Annotated in this window: 23 protein-coding genes, 2 tRNA genes and 2 riboswitches; of the genes, 13 read left to right on the plus strand and 12 right to left on the minus strand. The window is 39.3% G+C overall.

The genetic code is table 11. The features are described from left to right. Positions 1 to 49 precede the first annotated feature (49 nt). Entirely contained in the window at positions 50 to 775 is a 726-nt protein-coding gene (gene fadR / locus L5B83_RS05065; RefSeq protein WP_265777773.1) for a fatty acid metabolism transcriptional regulator FadR, read from the minus strand. Between the two features lie 132 nt (positions 776 to 907). On the opposite strand from fadR, the gene nhaB reads away from it, so the two are divergent. Both nhaB and dsbB read left to right on the plus strand, forming a co-directional pair. Then, the gene (gene nhaB, locus L5B83_RS05070) at positions 908 to 2,449 is read left to right on the plus strand and encodes a Na(+)/H(+) antiporter NhaB (protein ID WP_265777774.1); all 1,542 of its coding nucleotides are present in this window, start codon (positions 908 to 910) and stop codon (positions 2,447 to 2,449) included. Positions 2,450 to 2,461: 12 nt separating this feature from the next. Next, positions 2,462 to 2,995: a disulfide bond formation protein DsbB gene (gene dsbB / locus L5B83_RS05075; protein WP_265777775.1), complete on the plus strand. Its 534-nt coding sequence runs from the start codon at positions 2,462 to 2,464 to the stop codon at positions 2,993 to 2,995. A 141-nt stretch (positions 2,996 to 3,136) separates the two neighbouring features. Here dsbB and L5B83_RS05080 read toward each other — a convergent pair. The 3 genes from L5B83_RS05080 to dnaQ form a co-directional block, all read right to left on the minus strand. Continuing rightward, positions 3,137 to 3,213 (minus strand) — tRNA-Asp (locus tag L5B83_RS05080). 18 nt (positions 3,214 to 3,231) lie between these two features. Further along, positions 3,232 to 3,308: transfer RNA gene (locus tag L5B83_RS05085), tRNA-Asp, on the minus strand. A gap of 87 nt (positions 3,309 to 3,395) precedes the next feature. Then, positions 3,396 to 4,163 carry a DNA polymerase III subunit epsilon gene (dnaQ, locus tag L5B83_RS05090; RefSeq protein ID WP_250350755.1) on the minus strand — a complete coding sequence of 256 codons (768 nt, stop codon included), beginning with the start codon at positions 4,161 to 4,163 and terminating at the stop codon, positions 3,396 to 3,398. A gap of 80 nt (positions 4,164 to 4,243) precedes the next feature. Here dnaQ and rnhA point away from each other — a divergent pair, with 80 nt between their 5' ends. Next, positions 4,244 to 4,705, plus strand: coding sequence for a ribonuclease HI (gene rnhA / locus L5B83_RS05095; RefSeq protein ID WP_250350754.1), 462 nt, complete (start codon positions 4,244 to 4,246; stop codon positions 4,703 to 4,705). A 63-nt stretch (positions 4,706 to 4,768) separates the two neighbouring features. Here the strand turns inward: rnhA and manA are convergent, their stop codons facing one another. The 5 genes from manA to manX form a co-directional block, all read right to left on the minus strand. Then, on the minus strand, positions 4,769 to 5,977 hold the full coding sequence (gene manA / locus L5B83_RS05100) for a mannose-6-phosphate isomerase, class I (protein WP_265777776.1): 1,209 nt from the start codon (positions 5,975 to 5,977) through the stop codon (positions 4,769 to 4,771). Positions 5,978 to 5,979: 2 nt separating this feature from the next. Continuing rightward, the gene (locus L5B83_RS05105; RefSeq protein WP_250350752.1) at positions 5,980 to 6,522 is read right to left on the minus strand and encodes a YobD family protein; all 543 of its coding nucleotides are present in this window, start codon (positions 6,520 to 6,522) and stop codon (positions 5,980 to 5,982) included. Positions 6,523 to 6,616: 94 nt separating this feature from the next. Next, positions 6,617 to 7,453: a PTS mannose transporter subunit IID gene (locus L5B83_RS05110; RefSeq protein WP_250364232.1), complete on the minus strand. Its 837-nt coding sequence runs from the start codon at positions 7,451 to 7,453 to the stop codon at positions 6,617 to 6,619. 13 nt (positions 7,454 to 7,466) lie between these two features. Beyond that, entirely contained in the window at positions 7,467 to 8,270 is an 804-nt protein-coding gene (locus L5B83_RS05115) for a PTS mannose/fructose/sorbose transporter subunit IIC (protein WP_250364233.1), read from the minus strand. Between the two features lie 12 nt (positions 8,271 to 8,282). Beyond that, entirely contained in the window at positions 8,283 to 9,266 is a 984-nt protein-coding gene (manX, locus tag L5B83_RS05120) for a PTS mannose transporter subunit IIAB (protein ID WP_265777777.1), read from the minus strand. A gap of 395 nt (positions 9,267 to 9,661) precedes the next feature. On the opposite strand from manX, the gene L5B83_RS05125 reads away from it, so the two are divergent. The 10 genes from L5B83_RS05125 to L5B83_RS05170 all read left to right on the plus strand — a co-directional run bounded on the left by L5B83_RS05125 (position 9,662) and on the right by L5B83_RS05170 (position 17,134). After that, entirely contained in the window at positions 9,662 to 10,876 is a 1,215-nt protein-coding gene (locus tag L5B83_RS05125; protein WP_442780624.1) for a type II secretion system F family protein, read from the plus strand. Next, positions 10,873 to 11,562, plus strand: coding sequence for a prepilin peptidase (locus L5B83_RS05130; RefSeq protein WP_265777779.1), 690 nt, complete (start codon positions 10,873 to 10,875; stop codon positions 11,560 to 11,562). The genes L5B83_RS05125 and L5B83_RS05130 overlap by 4 nt, the downstream gene beginning before the upstream one ends. Positions 11,563 to 11,609: 47 nt before the next feature. After that, positions 11,610 to 12,239 carry a dephospho-CoA kinase gene (gene coaE, locus L5B83_RS05135; protein ID WP_265777780.1) on the plus strand — a complete coding sequence of 210 codons (630 nt, stop codon included), beginning with the start codon at positions 11,610 to 11,612 and terminating at the stop codon, positions 12,237 to 12,239. Continuing rightward, positions 12,232 to 12,435, plus strand: a complete 204-nt coding sequence (gene yacG / locus L5B83_RS05140; protein ID WP_265777781.1) for a DNA gyrase inhibitor YacG — start codon at positions 12,232 to 12,234, stop codon at positions 12,433 to 12,435. Before coaE ends, yacG begins: the two co-directional genes overlap by 8 nt. Before the next feature lie 28 nt (positions 12,436 to 12,463). Beyond that, positions 12,464 to 12,730 carry a GNAT family N-acetyltransferase gene (locus L5B83_RS05145; protein ID WP_265777782.1) on the plus strand — a complete coding sequence of 89 codons (267 nt, stop codon included), beginning with the start codon at positions 12,464 to 12,466 and terminating at the stop codon, positions 12,728 to 12,730. A 264-nt stretch (positions 12,731 to 12,994) separates the two neighbouring features. Continuing rightward, positions 12,995 to 13,109: riboswitch (glycine riboswitch) on the plus strand. Positions 13,110 to 13,212: 103 nt separating this feature from the next. Continuing rightward, positions 13,213 to 14,580, plus strand: coding sequence for an alanine/glycine:cation symporter family protein (locus L5B83_RS05150; protein WP_265777783.1), 1,368 nt, complete (start codon positions 13,213 to 13,215; stop codon positions 14,578 to 14,580). A 357-nt stretch (positions 14,581 to 14,937) separates the two neighbouring features. Next, on the plus strand, positions 14,938 to 15,258 hold the full coding sequence (gene hpf, locus L5B83_RS05155) for a ribosome hibernation-promoting factor, HPF/YfiA family (protein ID WP_250350742.1): 321 nt from the start codon (positions 14,938 to 14,940) through the stop codon (positions 15,256 to 15,258). Between the two features lie 104 nt (positions 15,259 to 15,362). Next, a riboswitch (PreQ1 riboswitch) is annotated at positions 15,363 to 15,407 on the plus strand. Positions 15,408 to 15,409: 2 nt separating this feature from the next. Further along, the gene (queC, locus tag L5B83_RS05160; RefSeq protein ID WP_265777784.1) at positions 15,410 to 16,093 is read left to right on the plus strand and encodes a 7-cyano-7-deazaguanine synthase QueC; all 684 of its coding nucleotides are present in this window, start codon (positions 15,410 to 15,412) and stop codon (positions 16,091 to 16,093) included. Beyond that, on the plus strand, positions 16,086 to 16,508 hold the full coding sequence (queD, locus tag L5B83_RS05165) for a 6-carboxytetrahydropterin synthase QueD (RefSeq protein ID WP_265777785.1): 423 nt from the start codon (positions 16,086 to 16,088) through the stop codon (positions 16,506 to 16,508). The genes queC and queD overlap by 8 nt, the downstream gene beginning before the upstream one ends. After that, positions 16,508 to 17,134 (plus strand): 7-carboxy-7-deazaguanine synthase QueE, encoded by a 627-nt coding sequence (locus L5B83_RS05170; protein WP_265777786.1) that lies wholly within the window; start codon positions 16,508 to 16,510, stop codon positions 17,132 to 17,134. The genes queD and L5B83_RS05170 overlap by 1 nt, the downstream gene beginning before the upstream one ends. Before the next feature lie 58 nt (positions 17,135 to 17,192). On the opposite strand, the gene L5B83_RS05175 is transcribed toward L5B83_RS05170, so the two are convergent. Genes L5B83_RS05175 through L5B83_RS05185 form a run of 3 tightly spaced genes read right to left on the minus strand, consistent with a single transcriptional unit; the run spans position 17,193 to position 19,767 of the window. Next, on the minus strand, positions 17,193 to 17,840 hold the full coding sequence (locus L5B83_RS05175; protein WP_265777787.1) for an ABC transporter ATP-binding protein: 648 nt from the start codon (positions 17,838 to 17,840) through the stop codon (positions 17,193 to 17,195). Beyond that, a complete protein-coding gene (locus L5B83_RS05180; protein WP_265777788.1) occupies positions 17,837 to 18,634 on the minus strand; it encodes an ABC transporter permease in 798 nt (265 codons plus the stop codon). The genes L5B83_RS05175 and L5B83_RS05180 overlap by 4 nt, the downstream gene beginning before the upstream one ends. Next, the gene (locus L5B83_RS05185; protein ID WP_265777789.1) at positions 18,634 to 19,767 is read right to left on the minus strand and encodes a capsule biosynthesis protein; all 1,134 of its coding nucleotides are present in this window, start codon (positions 19,765 to 19,767) and stop codon (positions 18,634 to 18,636) included. Before L5B83_RS05185 ends, L5B83_RS05180 begins: the two co-directional genes overlap by 1 nt. Positions 19,768 to 19,778: the final 11 nt, after the last annotated feature.

The raw sequence follows: 19,778 nt of genomic DNA on the forward strand, positions 1-19,778 counted from the left end.
TATTTATTCTACTTATATTGTACTTACTAATTGTGTATTGATGAATCTGTTACTCCCCAAAATCCGCTGGTAAATGATGCAACATCGCTTTCCAAATGCTGCTGCTGCGTTCGCGGTTTTCCGCTAGGCATTGAATGGCAAGTTCAACATTGCCTTGCTCACAACTTTTGCACAGTGCTTGGTAAAATTGCATCGTGAATTGACGCGATTTTGCTTCAGAAAAGAATAAAGAGGCCACTTGGTGGTAGAGATCTTTAAAGCTATTTAAAATTAAACCATAGACAGGTTTGTTTGCGACAAAGGTAAAAGCGCGGTATAAATGATAGTCAAATTCAGCGTACGCCTGTGGCGTGTCTGCCAAGTGCGGTAGATTTTCAAATAATTTTAATGACGCGACGGGATCGGTTTGAATGGCTTCAGGGATATACTGTTCGCCCATTTTTGTACGTAATGAAACAACATTGGTAATAATCACAGGAATCGTGGATTTATCCAGTTGAATGAGTGTGCTGATGATATTTGGCCCGGCAGTTTCCCATACGTTATTCACGCGGGTTGGCTTGCCGTGCTGAATACTTAGCCAACCATCACGGGCAAGGCGTTGCAACACTTCTCGCAATGTCGTTCTGGTTACCCCGATTTTTTCTGCTAATTCCCGTTCTGCGGGTAGATCAGAACCCGGCGGAAAATGGTTATTCCAAATGCTTTTTACAATATATTCCTCAGCTAATCCCGCTGGGCTTTGGGCTTTAAGAAGCGACTGATGATTATTCATACTTTTGCGCAATTATTTTTTGAAAAATTTGTGACATAGATAACAAAATAGAGATTTGTTATTATCCTTGAAAGGTGGATATATTACAATTGGCACAGTTGTATTTTTTCATTTTAAGGTAAAGGTCGTAATATGAACTATTATCAAGCATTTCTAAAAAATTTTCTTGGTTCAAGTCCTGACTGGTACAAATTAGCCATCGTTGGATTTTTAGTTTTAAATCCAATTTTGTTTTTTTGTGTTAGCCCATTTATTGCAGGCTGGGTGTTAGTGGCTGAATTTATTTTAACCCTTGCAATGGCGTTAAAATGTTATCCGTTACAACCCGGCGGGCTATTAGCCATTGAAGCGGTAATGATTGGAATGACTCACCCTGAACACGTTAAGGCAGAAATTATGGCAAATTTTGAAGTGATTTTGCTCTTAATGTTTATGGTGGCTGGCATTTATTTTATGAAGCAACTGCTACTTTTTATTTTTACTAAGTTGCTACTCAATATTCGCTCTAAATTGGTTTTATCGCTTTCATTTAGCTTAAGTGCGGCATTTCTTTCTGCTTTTTTAGATGCGCTAACTGTTGTTGCAGTGATTATTAGTGTGGGAATGGGGTTTTATGGTGTTTATCATAAAGTGGCTTCAGGGAAACACTTTGATGATTCTGATGATATTAATGATGATAAACATATTGGTAATCGTAAAGACACCTTGGAAGAATTTCGTGCCTTTTTACGTAGCTTAATGATGCACGCTGCAGTGGGAACGGCGTTAGGCGGTGTAATGACAATGGTGGGAGAACCACAAAATTTAATTATTGCCGAACAAGCGAAATGGGGTTTTGGTGAATTCTTCTTCAGAATGACGCCTGTTACGATTCCAATCTTAATCTGTGGTGTATTAACTTGTATTGCTGTCGAAAAATTCCACTTATTTGGTTATGGGGCAAAGCTTCCACGTAAAGTTTGGGGCGTGTTGGCAAAATTTGATCGTAATCGCCAACGTAAAATGAACAATCAAGAACGCATTAAACTGATTATTCAGGCCCTTGTGGGGATTTGGCTTGTCGTTGGGCTGGCTTTCCATCTTGCCGCAGTAGGATTAATAGGTTTAAGTGTCATCATTTTATGTACTTCCGCTTGTGGTATTACGAGTGAACACGCATTGGGTAAGGCATTCCAAGAATCGTTACCTTTTACAGCCTTGCTTGTGGTATTTTTCTCGGTGGTGGCTGTTATTGTGGATCAACACCTTTTCGCCCCTATTATTCATTTTGTATTGTCTGCCTCCGAAAATGTTCAGTTAATGCTGTTCTATATTTTTAATGGGGTATTGTCTGCAATTTCAGATAATGTCTTTGTCGCAACGGTCTATATTAATGAAGCAAAAGCAGCGTTGGAACAACATATTATTTCACCACAACAATTTGAATTACTTGCTGTGGCGATTAACACGGGGACAAACTTGCCATCTGTCGCAACACCAAACGGACAAGCCGCATTTTTATTCTTGCTCACATCCTCGCTTGCACCGTTAATTCGTTTGTCTTACGGAAGAATGGTTTATATGGCGCTACCTTATACAATTGTGCTATCTTTAGTTGGATTAGCTGCAGTAGAATTTTTATTGCCTACATTAACACAGTTTTTAACTCAACTAGGATTAGTTACTCCAGTATAAGAAGGATTTAAAATGCTGAAATATTTCAAACAGTTATCGCTAAATCGTGGCGGTTGGTTGCTTTTATTGATCTCAACAATCGCCTTAGAAAGCACCGCACTTTATTTTCAACACGGAATGGGATTAGCGCCTTGCGTGATGTGTATTTATGAGCGTGTTGCATTGTTTGGCATTACATTTTCAGCATTAATTGGCTTGCTTTACCCTCGCTCACTCATTTTGCGATTACTGGCGTTATTAGTGGGCTTGGGGAGTGCGGTAAAAGGCTTATTACTGGCAATCAAACACGTTGATTATCAACTTCATCCTGCGCCTTGGAATCAATGTTCTTATATGGCGGAGTTTCCACAGACATTGCCTTTAGATCGCTGGTTGCCTTATATATTTAACCCAACCGGATCTTGTGCAGATATTACATGGTCATTTTTAGGTTTTTCAATGGCACAATGGATTATCGTAATTTTTTCATTTTATAGTTTATTACTAGCGGTGTTATTAATCAGTCAATTTAAACGTTTAGAGCAAACAAGAAATATCTTTAGATAAGAGGATAGTGAATTGAATCTGTATTTTGATACTTGAATAAGCAAGTATTTAAAATACGGATTTTTTATATAAAAATCTATTCTTTATAGGATTATAACTAGGAAAATATAATAGAAGAAAAGACTTAGAAGTGAAAAAGATTGGCGGAACGGACGGGACTCGAACCCGCGACCCCCTGCGTGACAGGCAGGTATTCTAACCAGCTGAACTACCGCTCCGAATCTAATATGCTAAATTGGCGGAATGGACGGGACTCGAACCCGCGACCCCCTGCGTGACAGGCAGGTATTCTAACCAGCTGAACTACCACTCCGCATTAGCGAGAGGCATAATAATAGTGAACGAAAAGTTCGTCAAGCAATTTTTATGCCTCACTGTTTAACTGATTAATGAATGAGCGTTAATGTAAGGTTTCGTCCTCAGTTCGCTTCATCCATAGGCAATTATCTTTGCTTTTTTTGTTAATCAATTTTAAATAATCTAAATGTGCTTGCTCTTCTGCATCGTCAGGGGTAATCACCGTGAAATCTTGCGAAAAAAGCACCGCACTTTCAATTTGTACCTCTTCCTCAATTTGTTGTATTGGCTCTTCGGTTTCTGCTTCGTCAAACAAACTTGTTTGCCCACCGGTCATAGCTAAATAGACATCGCCCAGAATTTCCGCATCAAGCAACGCCCCGTGTAAGGTACGTTTGCTATTATCAATGTGAAGGCGATCACAAAGGGCGTCTAAGCTATTGCGTTTGCCGGGATATTGTTGGCGAGCCATTTGTAAGGTATCGGTAACAGTACAAATATCGCTGGTTTTCACATTGCATTTATGCTTTTGAAATTCATAATCCATAAACCCGACATCGAAGGGCGCGTTATGAATAAGCAATTCAGCCCCTTGGATAAAATCAATAAATTCCTGCGCAATTTCAGAAAAATTTGGTTTGTCTGCCAACATTTCATCGGTAATCCCGTGAACTTTAATTGCCTCGGGATCAACGGGGCGATCTGGTTTGATGTATAAATGCAGTTTTCGCCCTGTGTATTTGCGATTGATTAATTCAACCGCACCAATCTCAATAATGCAATGTCCTTCATAGTGCGCACCAAATTGGTTCATCCCCGTAGTTTCGGTATCCAGTACAATTTGACGTTCAGGAAGAAGTGGCGTTGTCATAGTTTTCCTATCTCTTTACTCAATTTTGCGGTATTATCGCCCCATTTGAAAAAAAATTATAGCTAAATTTATTTGAATTTATGTTAAAGCATATTGACGTTTTCACTGATGGTTCGTGTTTAGGCAATCCCGGCAGGGGGGGCATTGGTATTCTATTGCGCTACAAACAGCACGAAAAACAAATTTCACAAGGTTATTTCAAAACAACAAATAACCGAATGGAACTGCGAGCCGTCATAGCGGCTTTAGCGAGCTTAAAAGAACCTTGTCAGGTAACGCTACATAGCGATAGTCAATATATGAAAAATGGTATGACTAAGTGGATTTTTAATTGGAAAAAAAATAATTGGAAATCTAGCACGGGTAAACCTGTAAAAAATCAAGATTTATGGTTATTGCTCGATAATGAAACACAACGACACCAAATTCATTGGCAGTGGGTGAAAGGACATAGTGGACATCGAGAAAATGAAATTTGTGATCAACTTGCAAAGCAAGGTGCAGAAAATCCAACGCTGGAAGATGTGGGCTATGAATCTTAAAAGTATAAAGCGGTGAAGGAAAGTTCACCGCTTTTTCTTGATATGATAGCTATGTAAGGAGCATTATAATTGTGTTGGTAACCTCGCAATCACAGCGTAGCCTTCTTCAATTCCTGTTATTGAATATTCAGAGTCTGCGCTGATAAAGGTGGATTGACCTTGTTTTAAGTGAAGTGCGGTGGAATTTTCGCTAATTTTTAATTCGCCACGCATTACTAATAAAATCTCTGCACTTTGTGAATGTAAACGATGTTGTTCACCTTGTTGATAGCTCACTTGAGTGAGGGCAAAGTCTTTTGCGGGTGTTTGGTAAGTAAAAACTGGCTCATTTTTTGGTGCAATAGGGATAATTTGTGGTATGACTTCTCGGTAGTCAATAACTTTCAACAATTCAGCAATATCAACGTGTTTTGGGGTTAAACCACCACGAATAACATTGTCGGAGCAAGCCATTAATTCAATATTTTGACCGCGTAAATAGGCGTGTGGAATCCCCGCATCTTGGAAAATGCCTTCGCCTTTTTTGACTTCGACAATATTAAATAAGTAGAAGCAAATCAGTCCTACATCAAGTTTTTCAGGTGGAATTTGCATCGCTTCCATCGTGTAAAGTACCCAATAATCAGGATTATCAAGGCTAAGTTGATGTTGTGCATAAGCCGTTTGATTAGCTTGAATAATCGGATTAAGCCACATAGCGAGTGCTTGTTGCTCTGCTTGCATCAGATCAGCATAAAAATCCGCTAAAGATTGTTGTGCAAGTTTTTCAGCAAGCGGTGCAAGAGATGGGCGAGCTTGTAGTGTTTCGATAATTGCTCGCTTGGTTTTGAAGCCGTGTAAGAGCCAAAAATCGGACAGCGCGATCATCATTTCCGGCTTATGATTATTATCTTTATAAGTTCGCGTTGGATCGTTAAGTGCAATACCGAGGGCATTTTCTTTAGCAAAACCCGCTTCTGCTTGTGCTTTTGTTGGGTGAAGCTGAATTGAGAGGGGCTGTTTTACATCTAAAATTTTGAGTAAATAAGGTAAGCTGCGACCAAATTGAGCTTGGCTTGCTTCCCCAAGTGCGGTGGGATTTTTGGCTAAAAATGCGTTTAATGGTTGTGATGTACCATTTTCTTCAATGAGCGATGGCGCAGAATTGTGATCGCCTAACCACCATTCGGCGTAATATTGATTTTTTTGCGCAGGAATGCCCAGAAATTCTGGTAAAAATTGCTGTCCGCCCCAAACATAATGTTGAAGCTTGCCGTTTAATGGGTAAAGCATAGTTATTTTCCTTTTTTATTTTGTTTTTCGCTGTGGTGTGCGGTAGATTTTTGTTTTGCTTGCTCTACAGCATTTTGAGCTTGTGAAATGCGTCCGCTATCAGTGAGATATTGCAAAATTTTTTCCACATCTTTAGGATTTTGTGCGGCTAAAGATACCGCTTTTCCATTTTTTAGCACTAACTGCAAGAAACCATTTTCACCAATATTAATGGTATTAATGTAAGCATATTGCAAATAAAGATTATTTAAGAAAAAGCCTTCTTTTTTCAAAATAAAGACAGGGTAGCGGATAAAGAAATGATAAATCATTAAAATGCCAAACATTACCAATAAAAACATTGTGTAAGGTTCAATGCCTTGTGGTAAGGCTTGATAAATCGCGATACCAACTAGCGCAAGCATAATAATGCCTTCAATTTTTGATTTACGACGTAAACGCACATTTAAGACCGTTTCACCAAAGCGTTTTTCCATAAGGAATTGATCGTAGAAAGCATATAAAAAATAAAGAATGATAAAGACTAATAAAGCGGTATTGATCATAACAACGTCCGTATTCTGATTATGTAAAAAATAAACTCTCCACGAAAGTTCGAGGAGAGTTTAATTTTATCATTATTCTGTCTTTAAGTAACGATTAAGCGAGAATACCTGTTGCTGCACCGATGATACCGATGACAAAAATACCCACGATAATCCATAACGCATTGACACGATTGCGTAATAGCCACATACAAGCAAAGGTAAATAGCAATGGCAGTAAACCCGGCATCAAGCTATCGAGGATAGATTGCACGGTGGTAACCTCAATCGTACCATCTTGTTTTTCAATGGTAGAAACCACCAGAGGTACATTAATGCTTGTCCATTTTTGTACTAACGCCCCCATTATAAAGAGACCGAGAATAGATGCACCTTCGGTCAGTTTTTGCAATAATCCGCCACTCATATCTTGTACAACATCAAGCCCTTTCTTATAGCCATAAACCACACCGTAATAGCGGGTTGCTAAACGTACAAGGTTAAATAAAAAGAAGAATAATAATGGGCCAAGAATGCTTCCACTTAGTGCTAAACCTGCGCCGAGTGCAGCAAATACAGGGCGTGCTGTTCCCCAGAAAATAGGATCACCCACACCAGCTAGAGGCCCCATTAGCCCTACTTTAATCCCGTTTATTGCCGCATCATCAATTTCTTTCCCATTGGCTCGCTCTTCTTCCATCGCAATGGTTACACCAAGAACAGGTGCAGCAACAAAGGGTTGAGTATTGAAAAACTCTAAATGGCGTTTGATTGCATCTTTACGTTCTTGTGAATTCGCATCAGGGTATAAACGTTTAATCACGGGAACCATTGAATAAGCAAAACCGAGCGCTTGCATACGTTCAAAGTTCCAAGAGCCTTGGAAAAGGTTAGAACGCATTACGACTTTATTTAAATCACTTTGGGTTACTTTTTTCATTTCTGTTGTCATTTTTCTTACCCCATTAATCTAATCTGTTATCAAGATCATTGTTACCATTAGAAACCACTTGCACCACTTGTTTACTTTGGTTGTATTTTGGGTGAAGTTGGATATAAAGTGCTGCCATAATTGCACCTAGCACACCTAAGGCAACAAGGTTGAAATTCGTAAAGGCGGCAACCACAAAACCTGCGTAGAAAAATGGCATTAAATGCCCCGCACGCATCATATTAATCACCATTGCATAACCTACCACGGCGATAATTCCGCCGGCAATTTTTAGACCTGTTGTAACTACTGGCGGAATCGCATTTAGCATTGATTGTACAGCGTCTGTTCCTGCGGTTAAGGCAACAATCAAGGCTGGAATAGCGATACGCATTGCTTGTAAAATTAAGGCACTGCAATGAATCCAGTCTAAGCGGTTTAAATTACCATCTTCAATGGATTTATCGGCAGCGTGTTGGAAACCAACAGTGATGGCACGCACAACATAAGTTAGCACTTGACCTGCGGCTGCAAGTGGGATAGCCAAGGCGATTGCGGTGGTAATTTCTTGACCGCCAACAATCACAAGGATCGTAGAAACGACAGAAGCAAGGGCGGCATCTGGCGCAAGTGCTGCACCAATATTCATCCAACCAAGAGCGAGTAATTCTAACGAACCACCAACGATAATTCCTGTTTTAATATCACCGAGGACTAAGCCAACAAGTGTACAAGCAATTAATGGGCGGTGAGTTTGGAATTCATCAAGGATTGAACCCATACCTGAAATACAGGCAACAATAAAGACAAGAATAATTTGTAGTGTTGAAATTTCCATTATAGTCATCCCTTATACAAGATTGTTTTTCTTTAATAAATCCATCATATATTGACGGCTATCATTTGATACTTTGCGCACATCAAGTTCCACACCCATTGCGTCAATGGCTTTGAATGCGTCAATATCTTTATCATCAACGGATACGGCACTGGTAATCATTTTTTTACCATCTTTGTATGCCATACCGCCAATATTGATCGATTTCATATCAAATCCTGCTTCAAGCAGTTTTAGCACATCGGTTGGATTAGTAAATAACAGCATCATACGCTCGCCAGCATATTCTGGGTTATTATAAACGCGGATCATTTTTTCTACGCCTACAACGTGTGCTGTTACCCCGGGAGGGGCAACGCTTTTCAGCATTGTGGAACGAACGCTATCTTTTGCTACATCGTCATTGACGACAACAATGCGAGAAACCTTGCTTTCTTTTGTCCAGCGAGTGGCAACTTGACCGTGAATTAATCGGTCATCAATACGCGCAAGCCCAATAACGAGATGTCCCTCTTTATTTGGCGTTACGACTTCTGGTTGGCTTGATGCGGGTGCGGCTTGAGCAACGGCTTGTGGCGCTTGCTCTGGCTCTTCTTCCACATATCTTAAGGCACGGACACCGGTTCGTCCTGTTTCTAAGGCGATTGCCACTAATTCTTGCAAACTAGGGCCATCATCGCGAGCCATAAAGGTTTCTACCAACATTGGCACGTTTACCCCAGTAACAATATCCATATTGTCTTTTCCTTCTGATACTCGGTTTGCCGCATTAAACGGACTGCCACCCCAAGTATCGACAAGGAATAACACTTCATCACAATGCGCAAGAGTTGTGCTGAGTTTTTCCTGATATTTTGCCATAATCGTTTCAGCATTTTCGCCGGGAACAAAATCGATCGTGGCAACATTTTCTTGTTCACCAATCAACATTTCGGTCGTTTTGAGCAGTTGTTCTGCCGCCACGCCGTGTGTTGCGATGATGATCGCAATAGCCATAAGGACTCCTTATACAAGTGGTTATGGTTTAAGTACTATAAAATCAGGCGCGCATTCTAAACTAAAATGCTCCAAAATAATGTGATGAAGATCACGGATTTTGCACTGTATTAAATAAAAATTGTGATTCATCTCATCTTTTTTATTATGTGGTTAAAAAATACACTTTTTTTGATGAATTATTTCAATATTTTTTGGAGTGAAATTTTATAAATTCTTATCTTATTGAATTTTCTCAACAAAAAATGCTCAATAAAGTAGCAGAATATTTTTAATCTGCAAGATGACTACTTATTTTTGCGATCTCGATCGTAAAAATAAAGTGCGGTGGTTTTTTTGTGGATTTTTTGGGATAGGCTAAACATAGCGACTGCGGATAAATGAACGAAGGAATAATGAAACTGTTTAATTGGCAAGCCTATAATTTTTTACAACAAAAACAACAAGGAATGATCGTGGCTGAGAATGTTGAAATGGCACGACAAGCTTTGTTTCAGCGACAGTTGCAAAATATCAAACTGCAGCGCAACTGGCAATTGCCGCGCAAGCCAAAAGCAAATGAATTATATGAATTGATTAACCAGCTCGCATTATTGCTAAAATCTGCTGTGCCAATGAAGCAAAGCTTGCAGTTATTAATACAGAATTGCACAGTTATTTCCTTAAATCTTTGGCTTGGGCAATTGATTAATGATCTTGAAAGTGGATTAAGTTTTTCACAATGTATTGAAAAACAAGGAAAATATTTTTCAAAGCAAGAACAGCAACTCATTCAAGTTGGCGAAATGACTGGCAAGCTCGCACAGGTGTGTGAGCAAATCGCCCAACATCGTCAGCGATCTTTAATTTTGCAACGAAAAATCCAAAAAATCTTACTTTACCCAATGCTGGTGCTAGGTATTTCCCTGCTTTTAACGTTGTTACTGCTAATTTTTATCGTGCCACAATTTGCCGAGATGTACGCGAATAATAGTGCCAGTTTGCCTGTATTTACCGCGTTTTTATTGCATCTTTCAGAAGGACTACAACAACATTTTTGGCAACTAGGTTGTTTGTTTATACTTACTTTGGTCTTTATTCGTTTTCGTTTAAAACGTTCGTCAAGGTTAATCAAATGGAAAAATCAATGTCTCAGTAAAATGCCGATTTTAGGCAAGATCACGCAATTAGCGCGCCTGATTCGCTTTAGTCAAGCGCTTGCGTTAATGCTGCGTTCCGGTGTGCCGTTAAATGTGGCACTACAATCTTTTTTGCCAAAACGGCAAAGTTGGCAAGTAGAAAAAAATGATGTGGCAGATCAGGTGTTAAATCAAGCCGTAGAAACGGCGTTATATTGGCTTAATCAGGGCTATAAACTTTCTGACAGCGTAGCCAGTGATTTTTTTCCAATGACTGCGCAACAAATGCTAAAAATTGGTGAAGAAAGCGGACAGGTCGCCCAAATGCTACAACATATTGCTGATAAATATCAGCAAGATCTCAATCATCAAGTGGATCTCCTCTCTCAATTGCTTGAACCACTTTTAATGCTGATTATTGGTGGCCTGATCGGGGCTGTTTTACTCGGAATGTATTTACCAATTTTCAATATGGGATCAATGATTCAATGATAGCTGTTGCGACATTTTTGTTTGGTGGATTAGTGGGGCTACTGATTTTTATATTTGTTGCTACATTTGCTCAACGATTAAAGCAAAGCGTGTGGCACGATTATTGTACACTTTTTCAACCACAGCAAAAAGAAACACCTATGCCACATTCCTTGTGGCAAAATAAAAAGTGCGGTGGTTTTTTGTATTATATTTTTGCCTTTGCGGGACTATTTGTATTGTGTCGCAAGTTAAATACTGATCCTTATATCGCATTATGGTGGGCAATTTGGCTCAGTTTTGTTATTTTAATCAGTATTATTGATTGGCTTTACCGATTAATTTCTCCGTTGTTATGTATTTGGCTGTTCTTATGGACCTTGCTAGGCGTACATTGGCAAATTGTATCTATATCGTTAGCGAAAGGTTTAACAAGTGCGGTGATAATTTTGCTTATTTTTTATGGAATTTGTGGCATAAGCCAAATAATGTTGCATAAAACAATGTTAGGCGAAGGCGATGCTTGGCTTGCCTTTGCGCTTGGAGCGGGAATAGCCTTACCACAATTGCCCCACTTTGTTTTTCTTGCTTCTTTTTATGGGCTTCTTTTTTGTAGCATACAAAAATTACGCAAGCGTGATTATCAACAAATTCCTTTTGCACCTTTTTTAAATCTTTCGGCATTTAGCCTCTTATTGCTTCAGTAAATAAGAGCGCGTATGATTTAAGCAAAATAAGACAAAGGTAGAAAAGAATGAGCTATATTGTTGGCGTGACGGGGGGCATTGGCAGTGGTAAAAGTACCATTGTGGATTTATTTGCCGAGTTAGGGGTCGAAATTATTGATGCAGATATTGTGGCACGAGAGGTTGTGGCGAAAGGCTCTCCGTTACTGGCGAAAATTACTGAGCATTTTGGTGCGGAAATTTTATTGGATTCGGGGGAATTAAACCGTCAAGCCTTACGCCAAATTGTCTTTGAGCGTCCACAGGAAAAAGTTTGGCTGAACAATTTACTTCACCCAGCAATTCGCCGTGAAATGTTGCATCGCCTCGCTCAAAGTCAATCTCTTTATGTGTTGTGGGTTGTGCCGTTGTTGATCGAAAATGATCTCACCGCATTTTGTGATCGCGTGCTAGTTATTGATGTGTTGCCAGAAACCCAGTTGTTGCGTGCTGCGAAGCGAGATCAAAATAAAATGGTCTTGATTAAAAAGATTATGGCATCACAAGTAAGCCGAGAAAAACGCTTATCTGTTGCAGATGATGTGGTGAATAACGAGCCAGAATTAAGCCAAAATCTGCCTTATTTGAGGCAAAAAGTGTTAGAATTGCACCATCAATATTTACAATTTGCGAAGGAAAAAACGAAAAATAATGCGTGAAGAAATTTTTGAAGTACCTTGTCCAGTGTGTCAAAAAGCCGTACCTTGGACGCCAGAAAGTCAGTATCGCCCTTTTTGTAGCAAGCGTTGCCAGCTTATTGATTTAGGTGAATGGGCAAATGAAGAAAAAGCCATTCCTTGTGAAACAGCGGATTTTTCCACCAATGCGAATTTCGATGAAGATTGGCGTGGCTAGTTAAAAAATATAGCAAATAAGGAAAAAAATGAATATTCAACATCAACAAAATCAACAAGATGGTGAGTTTTTTGTGCTTGATGATCAAGGGCAGAAAGTGGCAAAACTCACTTATTACTTTATTGATGCCCATAGCATTAATGCCAATCACACGTATGTATCGGAGCGTTTACGTGGGCAAGGGGTGGCAGATAAACTTTATCAAGCGTTAGTGCAATTTGTGCGAGAACATCAATTAAATTTAGTACCAAGTTGTAGCTATATTGAAAGAAAATGGCTGCGTGAAACCCGTTAATCTCTTACCCTCTCCAAATTTTCACTGGAAATTCATCTATTTTGCGTAGTAATGGTGTGTTATTAAAACAGCATTACTACCATTTTCTATACATTGCCGTCAATTCTCGTAAAGGGATTGAGAAATGAAAATTATCTTGCTAAAATCCACCGCACTTTTTTATAAAAGTATGTTCGGACGAAGGTAGCTGGAGAGTAGGGAATTAACCCTGCACCGACGAGGAAAAATCTTTCAGGTGCTATTAAGTTAGCGAGGACTGTTACTGGACGAACCCTTGGAGAGATCCATTGCATAGGCAAATGGACGCCGAAGGCGCAAAAGAGCGGTGTAAATTTTCATCGTTTTTCAAACGCTCAGGCAAAAGGACAGGGGCAAGAGATTATTTCAGGTGATATAACGCAAGGCTTTGCGTTGTCTTTTTTCTATTCGCCAAACTCTTTTCGCCTCCTTGTAAACCGCAATTTTTTTACGAGGAACATTTAATGTCAATGACACAATTATTATCATCAATTAACGCCTTTATTTGGGGACCTCCCTTATTAATTTTATTGTCTGGCGTAGGGCTTTATTTCACCTTTCGTTTAGGGTTTATTCAAGTCTTTCAATTGCCGAGAGCGTTAAGTTATTTATTTAAACGTGAAAAAGGGGCGCAAAAAGGAAAGGGTGATGTTTCCGCCTTCGCTGCTTTAAGTACTGCATTAGCGGCTACCATTGGAACGGGAAATATTGTTGGGGTAGCAACTGCCGTGCAGGCTGGTGGTCCCGGCGCAATTTTTTGGATGTGGTTAGTGGCATTGTTTGGTATGGCAACGAAATACGCCGAATGTTTGCTGGCGGTGAAATATCGCATTATTGATAAACGTGGTTTTATTGCCGGTGGCCCGATGTACTACATTGAACGTGGGCTAGGTATAAAATGGCTTGCAAAAATGTTTGCAATTTGTGGTATTTTGGTGGCCTTTTTCGGTATTGGGACGTTTCCGCAGGTGCAAGCCATTACGCACGCAATGCAGAATAGCTTTCATATTCCTGTGGAAATAATGGCGCCAATTATCACGTTATTGGTTGCCGCGATCATTTTAGGCGGCATTAAACGCATTTCTTCTGTGGCGGCCATCATTGTGCCTTTTATGGCCGTGCTTTATGTCGCGATTTCTATCGTCATTATCACCTTGAACTGGCAGCAAGTCCCTGCCGCAGTAGGATTAATTATTGAAAGTGCGTTCAATCCACAATCTGCCTTAGGGGGAGCATTAGGCTATACCGTAATGAAAGCGATTCAATCGGGTGTGGCACGAGGCATTTTCTCAAATGAATCAGGCTTAGGAAGTGCGCCAATTGCAGCCGCTGCGGCACAAACCAAAGAACCTGCGCGTCAAGGTTTGATTTCAATGACGGGAACATTCTTAGATACCCTTATCGTTTGTACGATGACGGGCATTGTCATTGTGCTAACAGGTGCTTGGCAATCACCAGAAGCCGGTGCGGCAGTAACCAATCTTGCCTTTTCGGAAGGTCTGGGAACAGCAGCAGGTGGCACGATTGTAACCCTTGGATTATTATTCTTTGCATTCACCACGATTTTAGGCTGGTGTTATTATGGTGAGCGCTGTTTTGTGTATCTTGCCGGTGTTAAAGGGGTAAAAGCGTACCGTTTTATCTTTATTATTATGGTGGCTTGTGGGGCGTTTATTCATCTTGAAACCATTTGGATTCTGGCAGATATTGTAAATGGATTAATGGCATTCCCAAATCTTATTGCGTTAATTGGTTTACGCAAAGTCGTACTTGACGAAACAAGAAGCTATTTTGAACGTTTAAGCATTGCACATCAAGATGCAGACGATTAGAAAACGTTAAATAAATATTGGTCATTCATTGAAGCACAGTAGAAAATCGCCTTTTACTGTGCTTTTTGCTATTTTGAAAGAGGGAACTGGAAATTGATTGAACACATTATTCAACGTTTATTTAGCGAATGGCTACTTAAAAGAGAAGCCATTTATGAATATGAACCTAGGAATAATAACAACTTTTCCATAAAATGAAAGTCTCTTTTTTGAAATCTTCTACTTAGATCATAAATTTACATTTTTCTTTTTTATTCTTAAATAAAGCCCTTGAAAAGTTCCTCTAACAGGACTATGTTGTAGGTATGAGATTTCACACAAGTAGAAATACTTACAATCAAAAGAGAGGTAAATGCTATGACTCTAAATATCACAAGTAAACAAATGGACATCACTCCAGCAATCCGCGCTCATATTGAAGAAAGACTTGCTAAATTAGGAAAATGGCAAACTCAACTGATTAATCCTCATTTTATTTTGAATAAAGTACCAAAAGGCTTTGCGGTGGAAGCCTCTATCGGCACACCATTTGGTGATTTATTTGCAAGTAGTGAAGCTGATGATATGTATAAGGCGATTAATGAAGTGGAAGAGAAACTTGAACGTCAGCTGAATAAATTACAACATAAAAATGAATCTCGCCGTGCAGAGGAACGTTTAAAAGATTCGTTTAATTAAAAACTTTTCTATTTTAGCCCGCACTTTTGCGGGCTTTTTCTTTGCCTCATTTCCCCTTTGTTGTACAATATCGCCCTTATTTCGTGGCTGGATAAAATCTAGCTGTACCCGTGGTTCGTAACCCTCCCACGCAAAAAAACTAGGAAATTTTATGACAACATTCAAAAATCACAACCGTAAATCGGTTGTTATCTTTTCTGGTGGGCAAGATTCCACCACCTGTTTAATTCAAGCTATTGCGGATTATGGTGTTGAAAATGTGGAAACTGTTACTTTCCACTACGGACAACGCCACGCCATAGAATTAGAAAAGGCGAAATGGATCGCACAAGATCTTGGCGTAAAACAAACCTTCATTGATACCTCCGTGATCAAAGCCATCACAACAAATGCATTAATGAACAAAGACGCAGAAATCAAGCAAGAAAAAGATCAACTGCCCAACACCTTTGTAGATGGACGCAACGCATTATTTCTGCTTTACACCGCCATTTATGCAAAAGGACAAGGCATTTCTGACATTATCACGGGCGTGTGTGAAACCGATTTCAGTGGTTATCCTGATTGCCGTGATGTATTTATTAAGTCGATGAATGTAACGCTTAACTTAGCGATGGATTACCATTTTAATCTTCGCACACCGCTTATGTATCTTACCAAAGCACAAACTTGGGCATTGGCAGATAGCCTAGGTGCGTTGGATTATGTTCGCAATCATACTCACACCTGTTATATGGGCGTGGAAGGTGGTTGTGGCGAATGCCCGAGCTGTGTATTGCGTAATAAAGGCTTAAGCGAATATTTACAACAAAAAAGTGCGGGGCAAAATGTTTAAAGTTTCTAAGGAATTCAGTTTTGATATGGCACATTTGTTAGATGGACACGATGGCAAATGTCAAAATCTGCACGGACATACTTATAAATTGCAAGTAGAGGTGCAGGGGGAGCTACACGCCAACGGGGCAAAAAAAGGAATGGTGATGGATTTTTCTGATCTAAAACAGATCGTAAAAGAACAGATTCTTAGCCCAATGGATCACGCCTTTATTTATGATGAAACGAGCGAACGAGAAAGCAAAATTGCACGATTGTTACAAGATCTTAATTCCAAAACCTTTGCTATGCCAACCCGTACCACCGCAGAAGAAATGGCACGCTTTATTTTTCAACGCTTGAGCGAACACTTGCCGATTAGTGCCATTCGCTTGTGGGAAACGCCCACTTCATTTTGTGAATATCGGGAAGAGTAATGGTGGAATTGATCTCTAATCCAAGCTATCCCATTGTAGAAATTTTCCAGAGTTTGCAAGGCGAAGGGGCGAATACAGGAATGCCTTGTATTTTTATCCGTTTCGGCAAATGTAACTTAGCTTGCCCTTGGTGCGATACGCCCTACAATGATTTTGAGCCGTGGTCGTTACAGCAAATCTTAGCGAAAGTGCGGTCGTTTTCTGCGAAAAATATTATTATCACAGGAGGAGAGCCGACGATTCAACCGCAACTTAGCTTATTGCTTGAACAACTTAAGGCAGACGGTTATTTTCTTGCCATTGAAACCAATGGATTAAAACCGATTCCCGCACAAATTGATTATATCGCCACCAGCCCTAAGCGTGCTTATGTTGAGAAATACCGCCAACGCTGTATTGCTCAAGCCAATGAAGTTCGCATTGTGGCAGATGCAGATGTACAGGAATTTTGTGCATTCATTGAAAAGCAAATTGAGGCAGAGCATTATTACCTTTCACCTTGCGAAACCAATGGCGAAATGAATTTGCTCCACACTATCACACAATTAGGCTTACTAAACCAACGCCCGAATAAACCAAAATGGCAATTAAGTCTTCAAACACATAAGCTGATTGGGATTGAATAAAATCCAAGAAAAACCCACCGCACTTTTTAAAGTGCGGTGGGTTTTTAACGAGTTTTAGTTATTGTTGGTTGTAATATTGATATGCTTCATCAATGGAAGGAAAATCTAATAATTTTCCTTTTTCTAATACCTTAGCATTATCACAATATTCACGAATTGCAGAAGGACTGTGAGAAACCAGAATAATAGAACGATCTTTGCGTTTTTCAAAAAGCTCATAACGACATTTCTCACTAAAGCGAGAATCCCCAACGGCAATTACTTCATCAATAAGATAGCAGTCAAACTCTACGGATAAAGATAATGCAAAGGCTAAACGCGCTTTCATTCCCGATGAATAACTTCTTACAGGTTCATAAAGATAGTTACCTAATTCTGAGAATGCTTCGGTAAATGCTGTTACATAGTCAATATCAGCATTATAAATTCGGCAAATAAAACGCAAATTATCCATTCCCGTTAAACTCCCTTGGAATGCCCCACTAAAAGCGAGTGGCCAAGATATGCTCATTTCACGGCGAATAATACCTGCTGTTGGCGCTTCAACCCCGCTCATTAAACGAATTAGAGTTGATTTACCCGCACCATTTCGTCCTAAAATCCCTACTTTTTCGCCTTTCTCCAGTTTAAAATTAATATCGTTTAAAACTGTGACAGAACCTGTTCTTGTGTGATATTTCTTGTAAACATTTTCTACACTGATCATCTTGCATTAATCCTATTACTAAAACTGCGTACCATTAATAATCCAATTAAAAGCATGACTAAATCACAGGCAAGAAGGTAACTAGGTGATTCCATTGTTACAATGCTTGAGCCAAAATAGCCGTGCCTAAACATTTCTGTTCCGTGAATCATTGGAAACCATAGCAACATAGATTGAGCATTGCTAGGTAAACTGCTTACTAAAAAGAATGCGCCTGAAATAGGAAACATCAAAAAGGTCAATGTTCCCCAGATCTTGCCAAAAAATTCTAAATAATAAGCTAGCGAACAAATGATTAAACCTAGACCAATCGCAAACAGCGCCATTAAAAACCAAGCGAAAAGCATATATAGCACATCGTTTGGCATTTCAATCCAACCAATCATTACAAGAAAAGCAAGCATCAAAATCTGTGCAACGGTGGCCCCCATAATTTCCAGCGTCATTCTGGAAAAAAGTGTATCTAAAGGACGAACATTACGGTGATACAATAAGGCCATATTCGCATCAATTGCACCAATAGCTCTATTCGACGCATTACGCCACATCATTAATAATGGATAGCCTGTGATAGCAAAAGCAACAATATTTAGCGTAGAAAATCTATCAGCCCTAAAAAAATGCCACATTAATACAATCACAAGGGTCATCATAAAGGGTTCGACAAATAGCCATAAGAACCCTAAATTTTTACGCCCATAACGAGTAATAATTTCACGTAGCAATAATGCTTTTAACACTCGCCATTGAATCTGAAATGATTCTCGTAATGAAGTTTGTTCACCATACTGCATTAGTTTTTATGCTCTCTCACACCTGCTAATAATAGTGTTAATACACCATAAAGGACCAAGCCAAGAATCAATGTTGCTAAAATATTGTATAAACGATGTGGCTCTAAAGCCAAATCAGGATGATTAGGTTTAGCAATAATTTCCAAATATAATTGCTGTCTGCCTGCTTCTTCTTTTGCACTTTGCAATGCTGATATCGCTGCAGTTAATTGTTGCTTCGCTAAAGTATCATCTAAAATCAAACGCTGATACTCGGCAGATTGTGTGGTTAAAGATTTTTTTCCTTCAAACACCACATCTAACTGCTGTGATAATTCTTCACGAATACTTTTTTGTCTTGCTCGTAATACTTTGACTTGCGGGTTATTTGGTGATAATGCTCTTACTTGATCAAGCTGAGTTTGAATTGAAATTAATTCATTTTGTAATTTCTGTACCAAGGTTAAAACAGATTCTGATTGGCTTGCTACATCAAAGATTTCATTTTTAACACGATATTGGCTTAATGCGACAGAAGTTTCAGTTAAATGATTTTCCGCCTCATTAACTGATTGCTGGGCAAATTTAATGGTATCTCTACGCGCACGATCATTAAGTTGATTCACTAATTTTTCAGCTAGATTGAGCAAGGCATTATTAATTTCTTGCGCTGATGTTGCATCAAAAGTACGCACTCTTAATGTTGCAATACCCGATAATGAATCAATACTGATTGACAAGTGATCGCGGAAATATTGATAGAACGCTTCTTGGGAGTCGAATAATCCTAGTGGATCAAAACGACTGAAAAAATCCCCTTCGTCATAATATTTTCTAAGCGGCAGATCGCTTTCTAAGGTGCTTAAGGCATTGCGAGAACGCATAAACTCCTGCACAGTAAAAGTATCATCTTGAGAACGTGCAAAACCGATACTTTGCAACAATGCTCCCATTCCGCCTAAACTCGCTTGGCTACGCGATGAACGCACAATAAAGCTAGATTCAGAAATATAGACATCTGAAGCCCAGATAGAAAAATAAAAAATTGAGCAGAAAGTAGGAATGATCACTGTTATCCACAATAGTGGATTAATTTTCTTTAAATTCAATTTTTTCTTACGTTTTGTAATGGGTTGATCAATATTTTGTTCCATTCTTTATATAC

Origin of the sequence: Avibacterium sp. 21-599 (assembly GCF_026226765.1) — a bacterium.
Classification (GTDB): domain Bacteria; phylum Pseudomonadota; class Gammaproteobacteria; order Enterobacterales; family Pasteurellaceae; genus Avibacterium.

Bases quoted from the DNA above. Each gene is read 5' to 3' on its own strand.
- fadR (WP_265777773.1), bottom strand. From the start codon at position 775: ATGAATAATCATCAGTCGCTTCTTAAAGCCCAAAGCCCAGCGGGATTA.
- nhaB (WP_265777774.1), top strand. From the start codon at position 908: ATGAACTATTATCAAGCATTTCTAAAAAATTTTCTTGGTTCAAGTCCT.
- dsbB (WP_265777775.1), top strand. From the start codon at position 2,462: ATGCTGAAATATTTCAAACAGTTATCGCTAAATCGTGGCGGTTGGTTG.
- dnaQ (WP_250350755.1), bottom strand. From the start codon at position 4,163: ATGACAACGCCACTTCTTCCTGAACGTCAAATTGTACTGGATACCGAA.
- rnhA (WP_250350754.1), top strand. From the start codon at position 4,244: ATGTTAAAGCATATTGACGTTTTCACTGATGGTTCGTGTTTAGGCAAT.
- manA (WP_265777776.1), bottom strand. From the start codon at position 5,977: ATGCTTTACCCATTAAACGGCAAGCTTCAACATTATGTTTGGGGCGGA.
- L5B83_RS05105 (WP_250350752.1), bottom strand. From the start codon at position 6,522: ATGATCAATACCGCTTTATTAGTCTTTATCATTCTTTATTTTTTATAT.
- L5B83_RS05110 (WP_250364232.1), bottom strand. From the start codon at position 7,453: ATGACAACAGAAATGAAAAAAGTAACCCAAAGTGATTTAAATAAAGTC.
- L5B83_RS05115 (WP_250364233.1), bottom strand. From the start codon at position 8,270: ATGGAAATTTCAACACTACAAATTATTCTTGTCTTTATTGTTGCCTGT.
- manX (WP_265777777.1), bottom strand. From the start codon at position 9,266: ATGGCTATTGCGATCATCATCGCAACACACGGCGTGGCGGCAGAACAA.
- L5B83_RS05125 (WP_442780624.1), top strand. From the start codon at position 9,662: ATGAAACTGTTTAATTGGCAAGCCTATAATTTTTTACAACAAAAACAA.
- L5B83_RS05130 (WP_265777779.1), top strand. From the start codon at position 10,873: ATGATAGCTGTTGCGACATTTTTGTTTGGTGGATTAGTGGGGCTACTG.
- coaE (WP_265777780.1), top strand. From the start codon at position 11,610: ATGAGCTATATTGTTGGCGTGACGGGGGGCATTGGCAGTGGTAAAAGT.
- yacG (WP_265777781.1), top strand. From the start codon at position 12,232: ATGCGTGAAGAAATTTTTGAAGTACCTTGTCCAGTGTGTCAAAAAGCC.
- L5B83_RS05145 (WP_265777782.1), top strand. From the start codon at position 12,464: ATGAATATTCAACATCAACAAAATCAACAAGATGGTGAGTTTTTTGTG.
- L5B83_RS05150 (WP_265777783.1), top strand. From the start codon at position 13,213: ATGTCAATGACACAATTATTATCATCAATTAACGCCTTTATTTGGGGA.
- hpf (WP_250350742.1), top strand. From the start codon at position 14,938: ATGACTCTAAATATCACAAGTAAACAAATGGACATCACTCCAGCAATC.
- queC (WP_265777784.1), top strand. From the start codon at position 15,410: ATGACAACATTCAAAAATCACAACCGTAAATCGGTTGTTATCTTTTCT.
- queD (WP_265777785.1), top strand. From the start codon at position 16,086: ATGTTTAAAGTTTCTAAGGAATTCAGTTTTGATATGGCACATTTGTTA.
- L5B83_RS05170 (WP_265777786.1), top strand. From the start codon at position 16,508: ATGGTGGAATTGATCTCTAATCCAAGCTATCCCATTGTAGAAATTTTC.
- L5B83_RS05175 (WP_265777787.1), bottom strand. From the start codon at position 17,840: ATGATCAGTGTAGAAAATGTTTACAAGAAATATCACACAAGAACAGGT.
- L5B83_RS05180 (WP_265777788.1), bottom strand. From the start codon at position 18,634: ATGCAGTATGGTGAACAAACTTCATTACGAGAATCATTTCAGATTCAA.
- L5B83_RS05185 (WP_265777789.1), bottom strand. From the start codon at position 19,767: ATGGAACAAAATATTGATCAACCCATTACAAAACGTAAGAAAAAATTG.